The 18,333-nt window shown below is 42.1% G+C and carries 13 protein-coding genes and 2 pseudogenes; 14 read left to right on the top strand and 1 reads right to left on the bottom strand.

Annotation, left to right across the window (positions count from 1 at the left end):
• The first annotated feature begins 73 nt into the window (after positions 1–73).
• The gene (locus ACTNC0_RS12840; RefSeq protein WP_008706826.1) at positions 74–976 is read left to right on the top strand and encodes a LysR family transcriptional regulator; all 903 of its coding nucleotides are present in this window, start codon (positions 74–76) and stop codon (positions 974–976) included.
• Between the two features lie 86 nt (positions 977–1,062).
• On the opposite strand, the gene ACTNC0_RS12835 is transcribed toward ACTNC0_RS12840, so the two are convergent.
• On the bottom strand, positions 1,063–3,438 hold the full coding sequence (locus tag ACTNC0_RS12835; protein WP_441087682.1) for a phosphoketolase family protein: 2,376 nt from the start codon (positions 3,436–3,438) through the stop codon (positions 1,063–1,065).
• A gap of 495 nt (positions 3,439–3,933) precedes the next feature.
• On the opposite strand from ACTNC0_RS12835, the gene malQ reads away from it, so the two are divergent.
• From malQ to larC, 13 genes and pseudogenes are all read left to right on the top strand, one after another.
• Positions 3,934–5,439, top strand: a complete 1,506-nt coding sequence (malQ, locus tag ACTNC0_RS12830; RefSeq protein ID WP_291817888.1) for a 4-alpha-glucanotransferase — start codon at positions 3,934–3,936, stop codon at positions 5,437–5,439.
• 189 nt (positions 5,440–5,628) lie between these two features.
• The gene (locus ACTNC0_RS12825) at positions 5,629–5,802 is read left to right on the top strand and encodes a hypothetical protein (protein WP_291805777.1); all 174 of its coding nucleotides are present in this window, start codon (positions 5,629–5,631) and stop codon (positions 5,800–5,802) included.
• Positions 5,792–6,322, top strand: a complete 531-nt coding sequence (locus tag ACTNC0_RS12820) for a DUF3877 family protein (RefSeq protein ID WP_441087681.1) — start codon at positions 5,792–5,794, stop codon at positions 6,320–6,322. The genes ACTNC0_RS12825 and ACTNC0_RS12820 overlap by 11 nt, the downstream gene beginning before the upstream one ends.
• A gap of 363 nt (positions 6,323–6,685) precedes the next feature.
• A complete protein-coding gene (pyk, locus tag ACTNC0_RS12815; RefSeq protein WP_291805771.1) occupies positions 6,686–8,104 on the top strand; it encodes a pyruvate kinase in 1,419 nt (472 codons plus the stop codon).
• Between the two features lie 157 nt (positions 8,105–8,261).
• Positions 8,262–8,946, top strand: a pseudogene (locus tag ACTNC0_RS12810) (DUF6198 family protein).
• 181 nt (positions 8,947–9,127) lie between these two features.
• Positions 9,128–12,277, top strand: coding sequence for an alpha-mannosidase (locus ACTNC0_RS12805; RefSeq protein ID WP_291817880.1), 3,150 nt, complete (start codon positions 9,128–9,130; stop codon positions 12,275–12,277).
• 176 nt (positions 12,278–12,453) lie between these two features.
• Positions 12,454–13,380: an ROK family protein gene (locus tag ACTNC0_RS12800; protein ID WP_441087680.1), complete on the top strand. Its 927-nt coding sequence runs from the start codon at positions 12,454–12,456 to the stop codon at positions 13,378–13,380.
• Positions 13,381–13,470: 90 nt separating this feature from the next.
• Positions 13,471–13,668, top strand: coding sequence for a hypothetical protein (locus ACTNC0_RS12795; RefSeq protein ID WP_291807647.1), 198 nt, complete (start codon positions 13,471–13,473; stop codon positions 13,666–13,668).
• An 81-nt stretch (positions 13,669–13,749) separates the two neighbouring features.
• Positions 13,750–14,514 carry a tRNA threonylcarbamoyladenosine dehydratase gene (locus ACTNC0_RS12790; protein ID WP_441087723.1) on the top strand — a complete coding sequence of 255 codons (765 nt, stop codon included), beginning with the start codon at positions 13,750–13,752 and terminating at the stop codon, positions 14,512–14,514.
• A 343-nt stretch (positions 14,515–14,857) separates the two neighbouring features.
• Entirely contained in the window at positions 14,858–16,042 is a 1,185-nt protein-coding gene (locus tag ACTNC0_RS12785) for an ATP-binding protein (RefSeq protein WP_441087679.1), read from the top strand.
• 12 nt (positions 16,043–16,054) lie between these two features.
• A pseudogene (locus ACTNC0_RS12780) lies at positions 16,055–16,138 on the top strand (AzlD domain-containing protein); the annotation flags it as partial.
• A 12-nt stretch (positions 16,139–16,150) separates the two neighbouring features.
• A complete protein-coding gene (gene larB / locus ACTNC0_RS12775; protein WP_441087678.1) occupies positions 16,151–16,912 on the top strand; it encodes a nickel pincer cofactor biosynthesis protein LarB in 762 nt (253 codons plus the stop codon).
• 2 nt (positions 16,913–16,914) lie between these two features.
• Positions 16,915–18,267, top strand: a complete 1,353-nt coding sequence (gene larC, locus ACTNC0_RS12770; protein ID WP_441087677.1) for a nickel pincer cofactor biosynthesis protein LarC — start codon at positions 16,915–16,917, stop codon at positions 18,265–18,267.
• Positions 18,268–18,333: the final 66 nt, after the last annotated feature.

Genomic DNA, 18,333 nt, shown 5'->3' with positions numbered 1-18,333 from the left:
AAAAAAGAATTGTGATAGAATAGGCGCGTAAAATATGTTACTGTACATAAGACAATGAAAGACGGAGAACAGAATGAACGCAAATTTTGAATATTATAAAGTTTTTTATTATGTGTCAAAATATGAGAATCTGACAAAGGCAGCATCAGTATTAAAGACCAGCCAGCCGGCTGTGACCAGGACGATACATAATCTGGAAAATATATTAGGGTGCAGACTGTTTACCAGAAGCAAAAGTGGCATGAAACTGACTCCTGAGGGAAAGATTTTCTATCAGTATGTAGCAGCAGGCTGTGCTCAGTTTTTCAAAGCCGAGGATAATCTTAATAATCTGATCAGCCTTGAGAACGGGACCATTTATATCAGTGCAACAGAGACAGCATTGCACTGTTATTTGTTCGAGGCAGTCAGAGACTTTAATATTCAATACCCGAATGTGCATTTTAAAATTCTTAATAACAGCACTACAGATTCTGTAAATGCCTTAAAAGAGGGTAAAGTAGATCTTGCAGTTGTATCTGCTTCTTTACAGTTAGCAGAGCCACTGAAAATGAAAGTAGTGCGAAAGTATAGGGAAATTCTGATCGGAGGCAGTCGTTTTGCGGAGCTGAAGGGGAGGAAGACTTCGTTGGAGGAACTTTCAGCCTATCCATGGATCAGCCTGACTTCCGAGGCAATCAGCAGGAGATTTTTGAATGAGTATTTTTCAAAAAATGGACTGCAGTTTTCGCCGGATGTAGAGCTGGCGACTACAGATATGATTCTCCCGGCAGTACGGTATAATATGGGAATCGGATTCCTGCCAGGAGAATTTGCCGGAGATGATCTGGAATCCGGAAAGGTTTTTGAGATAGATGTAAATGAAACACTTCCGGAGAGAAGCATTATTCTGATCCATGATACAGAATATCCTCAAAGTATTGCATCTAAAGCATTCCAGAAGTTTTTGGCAGAACGGAAAGAACAGAACCGCTGAAATAGAAAAGTCATCAGGAAATCCACATGATGTGAATCCTGATGACTTATTATATTTATAAGGAATTTATCATCTGTTAGACGGATTTATTTATGCCACTCCCAGTTTCGAATCTCTTCCAGATCCTGTCCATATTCAGCAATATACTGTTTGTGCTCAACAAGCTTGTCATTCATCTTCTGGATTAAGAAGGAACCTTTGTTTCCAAGCTGTGGAAGATGCATGATGGCATCCTTTACAAGATTGAAACGGTCGATCTGGTTCTGTACACGCATATCGAATGGTGTAGTAATAGTACCTTCTTCCTGATATCCGTGAACAGAGATATTGTGGTTGTGACGCTCATAAGTAAGCTCATGGATCAGTGTTGGATATCCATGGAATGCAAAGATGACAGGTTTATCTTTTGTGAAGATTGCATCATATTCTGCGTCACTTAAGCCGTGTGGATGTTTGTGGTCAGATTCCAGTTTGAACAGGTCGACAACGTTAACAACACGGATCTTAAGTTCTGGCATTTCATCACGAAGGATAGTAACTGCAGCCATGATCTCAAGTGTAGGTGTATCACCGCAGCAAGCCATAACAACGTCTGGTTCTTCACCACGGTCATTGCTTGCCCACTCCCAGATACCGATACCCTGTGTGCAGTGCTTAACAGCCTGCTCCATAGTCAGCCACTGGCAACTTGGATGTTTGGAAGCTACGATCGCATTTACATAGTTCTTACTCTTGATGCAGTGATCGAAGCAGGAGAGTAAGCAGTTAGCGTCTGGTGGTAAGTACATACGTACCACGTCTGCTTTCTTATTAGCGATGTGATCCAGGAATCCAGGATCCTGATGTGTAAATCCGTTGTGGTCCTGCTGCCATACGTTGGATGTCAGGATGAAGTTCAGGGATGCGATCGGCTGTCTCCAGGAAAGCTGGTTGCAGACTTTCAGCCATTTTGCATGCTGAGCTGCCATGGAGTCAACGATACGGATGAATGCTTCATAGCTTGCGAAGAAGCCGTGACGACCTGTTAACAGGTAACCTTCCAGCCATCCTTCACACATATGCTCGCTGAGCATACTGTCCATGATACGTCCGTCTCTTGCGAGGCAGTCGTCAGTATCAAGCATTTCTGCGTTCCAGTCACGTTTCTGATATTCAAATACTTTGTACAGACGGTTGGACATGCTTTCATCTGGTCCAAAGATACGGAAGTTCTTGTTTTCTTCATTCAGTTTGAAGATGTCGCGGATGTATCCGCCAAGTTCGATCATATCCTGAGCTTTTGTTTTGCCAGGCTGTACTTCAATACCGTAATCACGGAAATCCGGGAGACGAAGGTCTTTCAGAAGAAGTCCGCCATTTGCATGTGGGTTGGCACCAAGACGTGCATTTCCCTTAGGTGCCAGTTCAGCCAGTTCAGGGATCAGACGTCCGTTTTCATCGAACAGTTCCTGCGGACGATAGCTTTCCAGCCATTCTTTCAGAAGTTCAAGATGTTCTGGTTTCTCCATGGAGATCGGAACCTGATGAGCACGGAAGGAACCTTCAATCTGAAGTCCGTCAACAACCTTAGGACCTGTCCATCCTTTAGGAGTACGGAGGATGATCATTGGCCATACCGGACGTTCCGGATCATTGTTCTCACGGGCGTTCTTCTGGATTGCTTTGATTTCTTCGATTACTGTGTCCATTGTTTCAGCCATCTTCTTGTGCATTGTCATTGGGTCGTCACCTTCAACGAAATATGGTTTCCAGCCACAGCCCTTGAAGAAGCATTCAAGTTCTTCATGAGAAAGACGAGAGAAGATAGTCGGGTTGCTGATCTTATATCCATTTAAGTGAAGAATAGGAAGTACAGCACCGTCTGTGATCGGGTTCAGGAATTTGTTGGACTGCCAGGATGTCGCCAGAGGACCAGTCTCAGCTTCACCATCACCTACAACAGTAGTTGCAATCAGATCCGGGTTATCAAATACAGCTCCGAAAGCATGAGCGATGGAGTAACCAAGCTCGCCACCTTCATTAATGGAACCAGGTGTCTCCGGTGCGCAGTGGCTTGGGACTCCGCATGGGAAGGAGAACTGTTTGAACATTTTCTTCATACCTTCCTCATCCTGGCTGATGTTAGGATAAACTTCGCTGTAGGAACCTTCCAGATAGGTGTTGGCGATCATGAAGTTTCCGCCATGTCCAGGACCGGAAAGCAGGATCATATCAAGGTCATAACGTTTGATGACACGGTTGCAGTGTGCATAAACGAAGTTCTGTCCCGGTACAGTTCCCCAGTGACCAACAATTTTTTTCTTGATCTGATCCATAGTTAATGGCTCTCTCAGAAGCGGATTGTCGAGAAGATAGAGCTGTCCGGCAGACAGATAGTTAGCTGCACGCCAGTAAGCATCGATTTTGTCAAGCATTTCCTGGTTTAAAGGCTGCTTTTCGAGACATAATTTGTTGTCTTCCATTTTCTTACCTCTTTCTTTGTCTTTGATGTGTATAACTTAAGATGTCGAAGATATCTGTCGAAGAAGCTTTCATAAGTTGGTTAATGACAAGTGTTTCTCAACAGATAAGTTGGAGTGTTACTTTGTTATTTTTTTTAACCGAGCACATCCTATCATATCAGAAACGAAACGTAAAATAGCAATATTGCATTATAAATATAACTTTTTGATATGGATGGAAGATGAGTAAGAGATTCCCAAATGTTAAAAAAGATTTGATTGGAAAATTATTGACATTTAATATGAAACATGTCGGAAAGAACTGATTGCTGATTAGTGATTTTCACGAAAAAATGAATAATGCGAAAGTTATATTGCAATTTGCACAAAAAATAGATATAATAAAAAAAACAATTGCGCATAAGGTATATAAAAGCTGCTTATATGGAACCCGACAAGCGTTTCAGAATAAAGTATAAGTGGCAAAAGTGAAAGATCACGAAGGAGATAAGAATTATGGGAAAAAGAGCAGCCGGAATTTTACTGCCGATCAGCAGTCTGCCATCAGACTATGGAATCGGATGTTTTTCCAAGAGTGCATATGAATTTGTAGACTGGTTAAAGGAAGCAGGACAGACCTATTGGCAGATTTTACCACTGGGACCGACAAGTTATGGAGATTCTCCGTATCAGTCATTCTCTACATTTGCAGGAAATCCGTATTTTATTGATCTGGATGCACTGGTAGAAGAGGGCGTTCTGGATAAGAAAGACTGCGAGAAAGTAAATTGGGGAAAGAAGATCGACGATGTAGATTATGAGAAGATTTACAAAGGCCGTTATCCGCTTCTGAGAAAAGCATATGAGAACAGTGACATCAGCAAGAATCCTGATTATCAGAAATTCGTAGCAGAGAACAGCTGGTGGCTTTCTGATTATGCTCTGTTTATGGCAGTAAAAGATCGCTTTGAAGGTGTAGAGTGGACAAAATGGGCAGAGGATATCAGACTCCGCTGGAATAATGCTATGGATTATTACCGCGAGGAATTATATTTTGATATTGAGTTCCAGCAGTACATGCAGTTTAAGTTCTACGAGCAGTGGATGAAGCTGAAATCTTATGCAAACTCAAAGGGAATTCAGATCATCGGAGACATTCCGATTTATGTTGCCATGGACAGTGCGGATGCATGGGCGCATCCGGAGCTGTTCCAGCTGGATCAGGACAATGTACCACTGGCAGTGGCAGGATGCCCGCCGGATGGATTCTCAGCAACTGGTCAGTTATGGGGGAATCCGCTGTATCGCTGGGATTATCACAGAGATACCGGATATCAGTGGTGGATTTCCAGAATGAGTTACTGCTTCAGACTGTATGATGTTGTAAGAATCGATCATTTCCGTGGATTTGATGAATATTTCTCAATTCCATACGGAGATAAAGATGCAAGAGGCGGACACTGGGAAAAAGGTCCCGGAATTGATCTGTTCCGTAAGATCGAGCAGGCGCTTGGATGGAAACAGGTTATCGCAGAGGACTTAGGATACATGACAGATTCTGTACGTCATCTGGTTTATGAGAGTGGATTCCCGGGAATGAAAGTTCTGGAATTTGCGTTTGACTCCAGAGATTCCGGATGTGCCAGTGATTATCTGCCGCACAATTATCCAGAGAACTGCGTGGCATATACAGGAACTCATGACAATGAAACGATCGTGGGATGGTGGAAGAGCATCACAGCAGCAGAGAGAAAACTTGCAAGAGATTATCTGTGTGATCATGCAACACCGGAAGAAGAACTGTATAAATGCTTTATCAGTCTGATCATGCGAAGCGCAGCACGTGTCTGCGTAATCCCAATGCAGGATTACATGGGACTGGATAACAGATTCCGAATGAACAAACCGTCTACAGTAGGCACGAACTGGAAGTGGAGAATCAAGAAGAGAGATCTTACAAAGAAACTCCAGAAAGAGATTCATGATGTGACATTGCGTTATGGGCGTAAGAACTGGGATTAAGTACATATTGAAATAATGTAAATGATAGCAGCGTTTTGGATATAAATAATATCTGGAACGCTGTTTTGATATAGTGGAAATTTTGCAGGAATCTTTTACTATATTCTAATCAGATCAAATAAGGCTCTGTTTTTTAATTGAAAATATCCACGTGATGTTTTGGCCAGAGCCATTTTCCGGGGAGAAAAAATGGACAGTATTGAGCAGGCTTTATTTTTGTACGAAAAAGAAAACATTGGAATTGTTTTGATGGGTATACAATTGAGAAAGAAATCCATTGATTTTCGGGCAATGTCTGATAAAATATTAACCAGAAAAGAGCAAAAAAAGGGATTTTCAGGAGGATTAAAACATGAATTATAATAGATTAGAAACCAGTCTGATCGATGTGATCAAAGAGGAACAGGCGAAGCTTGGATATATGAAAGAGAAGATCAGTCTTTATTATCCGCTCAGTTCCCTGAATCATTTCTTTGGAAGTGAGGCAGATGCTGCAGGCATGATGGAGATTTTAAAAGATTTTCCTTCCTATATAAAAGAGAAATTCGGAGAAGTTGTAGTTTCTCACAGAGGAGACCGTTTCTGTTTTACTGTTTCGGATAAAGCTTCAGAATATGTGCATAATAATATGAAAGATAATGAATTTATCAAGGCATTGATCGAGCTGGTTGGCAGACATGGATGTACGATGGATGAGATTAAAGAACTGTTTCATTCTTATTCAGATAAGATCGTTACGGAACCGATGGATAATGGCGAATTTGATGTGATGATTCGCTTTGACGATGGATCAGATCCTTACTATTATTGTTTTAAAGATGAAGGATGCCATATCATTTACCATAGATTCCTGCCGGAAGACTATGCGGATTTTGAATTCTGATTCAGGCATTTAATAGCAAAAAAGAAATATTTTTATTGATTGAACAGGAAATCTTCCAACTGCCGGATCGACGAAATTATATGTAACATTTGCAATAAAAGTATGTTATTTTTTTGTCAAATACTTACAAAAATAAACCGAAATTCGATATTGACAGATACTCTCAATAATGGTAATTTTTATTTGACTTAATGCTTTTCATTACTATAGAAACTGTTAAGAAATCTGCTGACAGAAACAAAAAACTGGCAGGTTTGCAAACTCTTTTTAACGGTTTTTTTCCGGAAGATAAGAGAAAAGTAATTTTTACACAATATTGACAGGGATAATAGATACAATCAACAGTTGGAGGGAAAGAATTAAATGAGAAAAACCAAAATTATCTGTACAATGGGACCGTCTACTGATAAAGGCGATGTTATGGAACAGCTTGTGAGAGAGGGAATGGACGTAGCACGTTTCAACTTTTCACATGGACCTCACGATGAACAGAGAGGACGTATCCAGAAGCTGAGAGAACTTCGCAAGAAATATGACAGACCTGTTGCAGCACTTCTTGATACAAAGGGACCGGAGATCAGACTTGGATGCTTCAAGGATGGTAAGGTTTCTCTGGAAGAAGGACAGATTTTTACATTTACAAATAAAGATATCGAAGGAACTAACGAGCACGTAAGCATTACTTATAAAGAACTTTATAAGGATGTAAAACCAGGCGGACACATTCTGGTTGATGACGGACTTGTAGATCTGGAAGTTCAGGATATCGCAGGAAAAGATATCGTATGTAAAGTTATCAACGCAGGTGTAGTTGGTGATAAAAAAGGTGTCAATGTTCCGGGTGCAAACCTGAAGATGCCATTTATCAGCAAGAAAGACCATGATGACCTTCTTTTCGGTATTCAGGAAGGATTTGACTTTGTTGCAGCATCTTTTACACGTACTGCTGATGATATCCGTGAAGTAAGAAAAATCCTGAAAGAAAACGGCGGTGAAGAAATCCAGATCATTGCCAAGATTGAGAACCAGCAGGGTGTTGACAATATTGATGAGATCATCGAAGCAGCAGACGGTATTATGATCGCCAGAGGTGACATGGGTGTTGAGATTCCACCGGAATATGTACCTGTTATCCAGCAGAAGATCATCCAGAAAGTTTATACAGCAGGCAAACCTGTCATCACTGCAACACAGATGCTTGACTCCATGATCTCTCATCCGAGACCAACCCGTGCAGAGGCTACAGACGTTGCCAATGCGATCTTCCAGGGAACAAGTGCGACTATGCTTTCCGGAGAAACAGCAGCTGGTAAATATCCGGTACAGGCACTTCAGATGATGAGCCGTATCGCAGAGCATATGGAACAGAATATTGACTACAATACAATCTTTAAGAAAACAGACAGAAATGAAAACCCGGACATCACAAATGCGATCGCACATGCAACCTGCCTGACAGCAATCGACCTGAAGGCTCGTGCAATCCTTGCAGTGACAAAATCCGGAAGTACCGCACACATGATGTCCAAACACAGACCAGGATGTCTGATCGGTGCATGCACAAGCTCTGAGAGAGTTCTGCGTCAGCTGAACCTGTCCTGGGGCGTTTATCCGATGCTCATCAAAGAAGAATACAGCTCTGAAATCCTTTGCCTGAGAGCAATCGAAGCAGCACAGAAGCATAAACTTGTAAAAGTTGGTGATACGGTTGTATTCGCAGGTGGTGTACCGCTTGGTATTCCGGGAAGAACAAACATGATCCGTGTCTGCATCGTAGAATAATATTAAGATACAAGGTCAGGGACAAGGTACCTTTTGCCCCTGACATCATATTAGCAGAACAAACAGCATAAATTTTTAAAGACACATACAAGGGTCTGCCGTCAACTTTTCGACAGCGGCCCCTTGTTTTTGTGCGTAATGAGGAGAGAAAATTATTATGAAAATAAACGGAGAAGAAGATTCCAGACATATTTTCAGAGGGGAGCTGGCATTGGTGATCCGCAGTTATGATCAACAGCCTTGCAGTTATCCTGATGCTGTATTCAGGTTCCGGAATATCTGCCATATCCAGTGTACCTTATGCATTTGAGAAAGTATTTCCGGTGATCACACTGGGAACATGGACTTATATTTTCCAGGCACTTCTGATCTTAAGCTTGATGATACTGAGAAAGAAATTCGTACCGGTTTATCTGTGCAGTTTCCTTGTAGGATTTGCATTCAGCGAACTACTTGATGTCAATGAGGCATGGATTAATGTCCTGCCAAAGACAATTCCGCTCAGAATCTTATACTTTGTCATCAGTTATCTGCTGATCTGCATAGGAATCGCACTTTCCAACAGATGCGGACTGCCGATCATTCCGACGGACCTGTTTCCACGTGAGTTGTCAGAGATCATCAAGGTGAAATATTCCAAGATTAAGGTTTCTTTCGATGTAATCTGCCTGACAATTACTGCCTGTATGACAGGAATGATCCTGGGACATATCAGCGGGCTTGGAATAGGAACCGTGCTGGCAGCATTTACCATGGGGAAAGTGATCGGCCTGATCGGTGACCAGATGGATAAACATTTCCGATTTGTGAATTTCACCCAGCAACGTTCACAGGCGGCGTAATATAATTGTCAAACAAATCTGAATAATACCACAGTATTTCTGAAAGAATCCCGCATTGCGGGATTCTTTTTTCTGTGATACACTTGACACAACATAAGTATATTGGAGGATATTGACGATAAATATTCTCTTTTATCAGAAAAATATTGTTTTCTGATGGAGAATGACTGGGAGGCAAAAAATGGTTCTCATTAAAGAGCGTATTAGTAAAATGCTGGAATACATAAAAGAGCAGATTTATCCTGAGAGTATGCCAATTCAGAAGTACCGTATGATCAAAACGGATAAGAGATTTGAGAATATAGCAGATCTTGATACTTCTGGCTGGGAAGAATTTACAAATACGGAAGTGTGGGGTGGACACAGAGAATATTACTGGTTTGAAACTTTCGTAACGGTTCCGGAAGAGTTTGATGGAAAATGTGTTGTGTACGAACTTCGGACAGGAAAAGAAGGGGAATGGGATGCGACTAATCCGCAGTTTACAATCTATGTAAACGGCACTCTTGTACAAGGACTTGACATTAACCACAGAGAAATCATTCTTGCAGAGCAGGCAAAAGCGGGAATGCAGTACAGAATTATTCTCTCTGCTTTTACCGGAGATCAGAATTTCAGATTGAAGCTGGATTCCAGATTAAAGGTTCTGGACAGAAAAACAGAGAAGTATTTCTATGACCTCTCTGTGCCATATGAAACTGCACGTCTGTTAAATACAGAGGACAGAGCGTATATTACGATTATTCAGGCGTTAAATGATTCCCTGAATCTTCTGGATATGAGAAAAGAAGGTTCACCGGAATATTACAAGAGCCTTGAGAAAGCACAGGAATTTATTACAAAAGAGTTTTATGAGAAACATTGTGATAAAGAACAGGGGCCAGTGATCTGTTGTGTAGGTCATACACATATTGACTGCGCATGGCTATGGACATTAAGGGTAACAGAAGATAAAGCTGTAAGAAGTTTTTCCACTGTGCTGAATCTGATGAAACAATATCCGGAATATATTTTCATGTCTAGCCAGCCACAGCTTTACAAATTTGTAAAGAAGAATGCACCTCAGGTTTATGAGCAGATCAAGGAGCGCGTAAAAGAAGGCCGCTGGGAAACAGAGGGCGGTATGTTTGTGGAAGCGGACTGCAATCTGGCATCAGGAGAGGCTCTGGTGCGTCAGTTTATGCATGGAAAGAAATTCTTCAAAGAGGAATTCGGAACGGACAACAAGATCCTCTGGCTTCCGGATGTATTCGGATATTCAGCTGCCCTGCCTCAGATCATGCAGAAATGCGGAATCCCGTATTTTATGACAACAAAGATCAGCTGGAATGAATTAAACAAAATGCCTTATGATACGTTTGAATGGGAAGGAATTGACGGCAGCAGAGTGCTGACCCATTTTATTCCTACCAGAGATTATAATAAAGCTGCTGTAGAAGGCGGCACAGAAACAGAGCATTTTACAACTTATAATGGTTACCTGAATCCAAGTCAGATGAAGGGCGGATGGGCCCGTTACAGTCAGAAAGACTTGAATGATGAGGTTCTCTGCAGCTTCGGATTTGGTGACGGTGGCGGTGGCCCGTCGAAAGAAGAACTGGAAAATCAGAGGCGTATGAGCCAGGGAATACCGGGATGCCCGAGAACCAAAATGTCCACAGCGCTTGAGTTCTTTGAGAGACTGGACAAAGAAACAAAGGGCAGTAAATATCTTCCGTCATGGGTCGGAGAATTATATCTGGAATATCACAGAGGAACCTATACTTCTATGGCGAGAAATAAGAAGTATAACCGTAAAGCAGAGCTTGCTTATCAGGATGAAGAAACTTATGCGGCAATGGATGAACTGCTGACAGGAAATACATACCCGAAAGATGCTCTTTATGATGCATGGGAAGTGATCCTAAGAAATCAGTTCCATGATATTCTGCCAGGATCTTCCATTAAAGAGGTATATGATGACTCCAAAGCAGAATATGAGAAGATTTTTGAGGAAAATAAAGAATTGAAAGCTGCTTCCCTTGGAAGCCTTGTAAAGAATGTAGATGCACCTTTACATGCGGTGGTCGTGTTTAATCCGAACAGCGGCGAGGTTCCGGGAATTGTTTCCTTTGCCTGCCCTGAAGAGATTAAGAACCCGGTACTAAGAGATCATGGAACTCAGGTTGCGGTCCAGAAGACAGGAGACGTTTATATTTTTACAGCAGTGGGAGTGCCATCAAAGGGATATAAAACTTATGTTCTGGAAGATGGAGAAGAGTCTGCAGAAGAAGCGTCCATGGATGTTTCTGTAAAACATATGGAGAATGACTGGTTTGCAATTGATTATAACGAAAAAGGTCAGTTTGCGAAGATTTATGATAAATCAGCGAAGAGACAGATCCTTAAAGAAGGTAAAGCAGGTAATGTGATCATCAGTTATGAGGACCGCCCGCATAATTATGATGCCTGGGATGTAAATAATTATTATACGGAGAAATCCTGGGAAATTGATGATGTTTCCTCCATAAAAGTAACAGAGAACGGACCGGTAAGAGCATGCGTGAGGATTGAGAGAAAATATCTGGATTCTGTGATCGTTCAGGAAATTTATCTATATCATGATATTCCGAGAATTGATATCAAGAACAGTATTGACTGGAAAGAACACCAGATTTTTGTTAAAGATTATTTCCCTGTAGATGTGCATGCCAATGAAGCAACATTTGACATTCAGTACGGCAACGTAAAACGCCCGACACATGCAAATACGTCATGGGATTTTGCTAAATTTGAAGTCTGCCATCATAAGTGGATGGATGTAAGTGAAGGCGGATATGGAGTAAGCTTCCTGAATGACTGTAAGTTTGGAGTAAGTGTGCGTGGAAGTGAGGTTGGACTTTCCATGCTGAAATCTGCGATCCATCCGAATCCTGAAGCAGATAAAGAACATCATGAATTTACCTATTCAATTTATCCGCATGCAGAAAACTGGACAGATGCCAATACGGTTGCTCAGGCATATGAGCTGAATAATCCGATGACAGCGGTTGTTAAGGAAAACAAGGGCGGAAAACTTGCCACAGAATATTCTCTGATCAAGGTTGATCAGGATAATGTAATAATTGAAACGGTTAAAAAGGCAGAAATCGGAGAGGAACTGATCGTTCGTCTGTATGAATGCTATAATAAAAGAGCGAATGTGGTTCTTACCTGTGGGGAAAAAATTGCAGATGTGGTTGAGTGTAATCTTCTGGAAGAAGATGAACAGCAGGTATCTTATGCGGATCATACAGTTTCTTTCTGCATTAAGCCATATGAAATTAAGACGTTAAAAATAAGACTGAAATAATTAGCTGCAGTTTATTCCATTCTCGGTAATATGCTTCGTAATTTAATCAAACTGCGGAGCAGATATCTGGTCATGAGCAAGTAGCGAAGCGGATGATTTTATCTGTTTGACTTTATGCGAAGCGAGAGGAACAACAGTAACAGCAAAACACTATATAAAGAAAGGGAAGACTGTATTTGCAGGGAAAGAATACAGTTGTGGGATTTATTATGAGATATGCAGTAGCAATTGATATCGGCGGAACGAATACAAGAGTTGCACTTGTTAATGAGAATCTGGAGATTACTGACAGGCAGCAGTTTCCTACAAACCCGGAAGATCCGGAAGAAACACTGGGAAAGATTGCAGATGTGATCAAAGGATATGACTGCGAGATCGTGGGAGCAGGAATGTCCTGCCCTGGACCGCTTGATCTGGTAAATGAGAAAATTATCACACCTCCGAATATCAGAGGTGACTGGTATCATTTACCGGTAGCACAGAAACTGAGAGATATGATCCATATTCCGGTATATCTGAATAATGACGGAAATCTGGCAGCTCTTGCTGAAGCTGTGGCGGGAGAAGGGAAGGATTACAGATTTGTCCAGTTCCTGACGATTTCTACAGGAATCGGATCTGGCTTTGTGATTGATAAGAAAATTTTTCAGGGAGCTCATGGATGGGCGAATGAAGTAGAGAATACGATCATGATGCAGGATGGCCCGTCTCACGGAACCATTCTTCCAGGTGGAATCGAGGCAATCAGCAGTGGAACTGCCATTACAGTAAGAGCCAGAAAAGCAGGACTGGATGTAAAACATGCAGGTGAAGTCAATGATCTGGCACTTGCCGGAAATGAAACAGCTAAGAAAATTATGGAAGATGCAAAAGTTCATCTTGCCAATTTCATCGCGGCGATTTATAATCTTGTTGACCCGGATATTGTAATTCTGGGTGGTTCAGTGGCGATTAAGATAAATGGTTTCGTAGAAGAAGTGGAAGAACTTGTGAAGAGTAAAGTTTATGAGGCACAGAGACCATTTATTAAAGTGAGAAAATCCACATTAAATGAGGACTCCGGTCTGATCGGAGCAGCATATCTTGCTTTTTCGAAGCGATAAGGTTACAGAGAGAACTGTAATATACAGAGTTATCTGACAGGAGGAGAAATCCTCCTGCACTAATTTTTAAGAGGAAAATGGCGTATAATTATGAAACGGTTGATTATAAAAAACAAAAGAAGAATCTGGATTTGGTTTCTGCTGATCGTTTTTTTGATCCTGGCGTGCAGAGCGGCCTATATTACAGGTAACAGGGTTGGACGAATGAGAGAGGAAATGGAAAAGAATGATACAGAATCTGCGGTTCAATCCGGAGATGATGATCAGATATATAAAGTGGCAGTGTAAGTAACTGCAGAAGGTAAAATAAGGATGTTGTTCTGATTAATGACAGCATCCAGACAGAAGAAAAAAATGAATGGAGGAAATATGCTCAATCAATTTTCAAGAACAGAGCTTCTTCTGGGAAAAGAAGCAATGAATAAACTGGAGAACTCCCGTGTGGCAGTATTTGGAATCGGAGGGGTTGGAGGATATGTATGTGAAGCGCTGGTGAGAAGCGGCGTAGGTTCTTTTGACCTGATTGATGATGACAAAGTATGCCTGACTAATCTTAACAGACAGATCATTGCTACCAGAAAAACGGTAGGCCAGTATAAGACTGAGGTAATGCGAGACAGGATTCTGGAAATCAATCCGAAAGCGGATGTTCGTATCCATCAGTGCTTTTATTTGCCGGAGAATGCTTCTGATTTTGATTTCAGCGAGTATGATTATGTGGTAGATGCTGTGGATACGGTGACTGCAAAGATTGAGCTGATTATGCGTGCAAAAGAGTCCGGGACGCCGATCATCAGTAGTATGGGGGCAGGAAATAAGCTGGATGCGAGTGCGTTTCGTGTGGCGGATATTTATAAGACGAAGGTGTGTCCACTGGCGAAAGTTATGCGCAGAGAGTTGAAGAAGCGTGGTGTGAAGAAGCTGAAGGTTGTTTATTCTGAGGAGCAGCCGATCAGACCGATTGAGGATATGGCAATCAGTTGCAGGTCGCACTGTATTTGTCCTCCAGGGGCGAAGCATAAGTGTACGGAGCGCAGGGATATTCCCGGCAGTGTGGCGTTTGTGCCGTCTGTGGTGGGATTGATTATTGCGGGAGAGGTTGTTAAGGACTTGACTGCGGAGTGCAGGAGATAAAAAATGTTTATGTGGATGTGTATTGTATCAGAGATGGTATGGTGCACATCTTTTTTTGTTTGGGGGCAAGGGACGCGCAGAAAAATGTAGGTCTTAAAATTTTGTGTGCACACACAAAATTTTTGCGGGGTGTTGAGGTGGGGAGAGGGATGGAGATGGAATAGAAGTGAAAGTTGGCTGCTATTCGGAGAAGTGGGATGATGAGAAAAGGGTCAACAGAGAGGGAATATGTTGACTATCATGGGGGTTCAAAGTATAATAAGGGCTGGTGAATTGGGCGGAAATATAGGGTGATTCATCAGATGTAGGCGATTGATTTTTAAGAGATAAAGGCAGGTTATATATGAATACAATTAGTGTGGAAGAGTTGGAGAAGATTGATGCTTCTGAGATTACGATCGTGGATGTGCGGCCGGCGGATCAGTATAGCAGGGGGTCTTTTCCTGGGGCGGTGAATATTCCGCTGGATGAGTTTGATGAGAAGATGGAAACTGTTGATAAAGATAAAACTGTGTATGTCCTTTGTCATACGGGGGACAGGAGCCGGGACTGTGTGGAGAAGCTGAGTGATGCAGGGTATGAGGCTGTGAATATTGAGGGCGGATATCGTGCGTATCTGAGACTTTCTCTGAGTCGTTTTATGGAGAATGATGCTAAGGAGCAGAAGGAACTGAAGACGAAAGAGATTGAGCACAGTATTATCAAGACTTTCAGAAAGACAGTCTGGAGACCGTTTACCAAGGCTTTGAATGAGTATCAGCTGATTCAGGAGGGGGATAAGATTGCTGTCTGTATTTCAGGTGGTAAGGACTCTATGCTGATGGCGAAGCTGCTTCAGGAGCTGAAGCGTCATGGGAAAATTCATTTTGAACTGGTGTTTCTGGTAATGAATCCGGGCTATAATGCAGATAACTGGAAGATTATTCAGGATAATGCAGAGCTTCTGGGAATTCCTCTTACGGTTTTTGAGAGTGATATTTTTGATACAGTGGCAGAAATTGAGAATAATCCCTGTTATCTTTGTGCGAGAATGAGACGTGGTTATCTGTATTCTCATGCCAAGGAGCTGGGATGTAATAAGATTGCGCTGGGACATCATTTTGATGATGTGATCGAGACGATCCTTATGGGTATGCTGTACAGTGGTAAGGTGGAGACTATGATGCCGAAGCTGCACAGTCAGAACTTTGAGGGAATGGAATTGATCCGTCCTATGTATCTGATCAAGGAATCTGCGATCAAGGCATGGAGAGATACCAATGGGCTGCACTTCATTCAGTGTGCATGCCGTTTCACCGAGAATTGTGTAAGCTGTGGGGGTGGACGTGGTTCCAAGCGTGATGAGATGAAAGAGCTGGTTGCGCAGTTTAGAAATACAAGCAGTGTGATCGAGACGAATATCTTTAACAGTGTGCGGGATATTAATCTTCGTACTGTTATGGGATATCATAAAGATGGAGAATATTATAATTTCCTGGATGACTATGATCAGCGTGGAAATAAGGGCGCTGATAAGGAAAAAGAATGATAACAGCAAAATCTTCATTTATGGAAGAGAAATACACTGCTCAGTATTATAGCGGGAACGGCTGTCTATATGTTTCTGGTGCAGGTGGTGTTCTAAAAGGAGGGATTCATGACCTTACAGGAGATTCTTGAAAGTGTAAAAAGTGGTTCTGTATCTGTGAAAGAGGCAGAGAGAATCCTTAAGAAAGAAAGTTATGAAGAAATGGGATATGCGAAGCTGGATACAAGCCGCAAGGCAAGAACCGGTTTCGCAGAAGTAATCTACTGCAGTAATAAGGCAGATGAACATCTTCTGAATATTTTTGAAAGATTATACAGAGAAGACGGTGAGGTATTCGGAACCAGAGCTTCCCAACATCAGTATGAACTGGTGAAAGAGAAGTTTCCGGAAGTGGAATATGATCCGATCTCACGCATCTTAAAGGTTGAAAAGAAAGATAAGAAGCGTATTGGTAAGATCGCCGTGTGTTCAGCAGGAACTGCAGATATTCCGGTTGCTGAGGAAGCTGCACAGACAGCGGAATATTTTGGCACAAATGTTGAACGGATTTATGATGTGGGAGTCAGCGGAATGCATCGTTTATTCTCCAGACTGGAGACGATCCAGAGTGCGAACTGTGTAATTGCAGTTGCGGGAATGGAGGGAGCTCTTGCCAGTGTGATGGGCGGTCTGGTGAGCAGACCGGTGATCGCAGTACCGACTTCTGTGGGTTATGGTGCAAGCATGCATGGTCTTTCGGCACTTCTTACCATGATCAATTCCTGTGCGAATGGGATTGCTGTGGTGAATATTGATAACGGCTACGGTGCCGGTTATCTGGCCACTCAGATCAACCGTCTGGCTGCAGGTGCAGATGAGAAAGGAAATTGATTATGGGAAAAACATTATATCTGGAATGTTATTCAGGGATAAGTGGTGATATGACGGTTGCGGCTCTTCTTGATCTGGGGGCTGACCGCTCAGTGCTGGACAGGGTGCTGAAGAGTCTTAAGGTATCAGGATTTGAGACAAAGATCAGCAGAGTTGTAAAGTCCGGAATAGATGCATGTGATTTTGATGTTGTGCTGGATAAAGAGCATGAAAATCATGACCATGATATGGAATATCTGCATGGACATCATCATGAAGGTCGTGAGTGCAATCACGCCCATGGCACAGGAACAGCGCAAGACCATCACCATCACGAACACCGTGGAATAAAAGAAATTACCTATATTATAGAGCATAGCGCAATGACTGAGAATGCAAAGAAGATCGCATTGCGTATATTTGAAATTCTTGCAGAGGCAGAGAGTAAAGCACACAATGTGCCTGTGGATCAGGTGCATTTTCATGAGGTGGGAGCAGTGGACTCTATTGTGGATATTGTGTCTGTGGCAGTCTGCCTGGATAATCTGGATGTTACAGAGGTGATCGTTCCTGTTCTCTGCGAGGGACGTGGAACTGTCCGTTGTCAGCATGGCATCCTGCCAATCCCGGTTCCGGCAGTTGCAAATATAGTAAGTGCTAATCATTTATATCTGAAAATGACAGAGGTAGAAGGTGAACTTGTAACGCCTACAGGTGCAGCGATAGTGGCAGCAGTGAAAACAAAGGATAAACTTCCGGAAACATTTGAAATCCAGAAGATTGGAATCGGTGCAGGTAAACGCCAGTATGAATGTCCTGGGATCTTAAGGGCAATGATTATCTCACAGAGCGCAGAAATAGATGAAGAAAAGGCTCAGACAGAAGAATTCAAAAACCCGGAAATCAGAAATAATCCGAAAGCTGAAAATCAGGAAACCAAAGATACGATTATCAAGATGGAGACAAACATTGATGACTGCAGTGGAGAAGTTCTGGGATTTGTGATGGAACGTCTGATGAAAGCCGGTGCCAGAGATGTGCATTATGTGCCTGTTTTTATGAAAAAGAACAGACCTGCATGGGTTCTGAATGTGATCTGTAAGGAAGAAGATATGGAAACGCTTCAGAATATTATTTTTGAAGAAACTACTACGATTGGAATTCGTTATAGCATAATGGAACGTACGATTCTTCCCAGAGAAACGAGAACCCTTCCGACTCCATGGGGAGAAGTTCTGGCAAAGGTATGCACTTTGAATGGAAAAGAGCAGCTTTATCCAGAATATGAGAGCGTCGCACAGTTGAGCAGAGAAAAAGAGATTCCGTTTACAGAAATTTACCGTTATATTGTTTTGGCAAATAAAGACAAAGAATAACAATGTAAAAGAAAACAGTCACATACTTGAGTGAATATCTCAATATTCATCAGATGCATGTGACTG

Source organism: Blautia sp. HCP3S3_B11 (genome assembly GCF_052064435.1).
Classification (GTDB): domain Bacteria; phylum Bacillota; class Clostridia; order Lachnospirales; family Lachnospiraceae; genus Blautia_A.
This window is presented reverse-complemented; position numbering and strand designations above follow the sequence as displayed.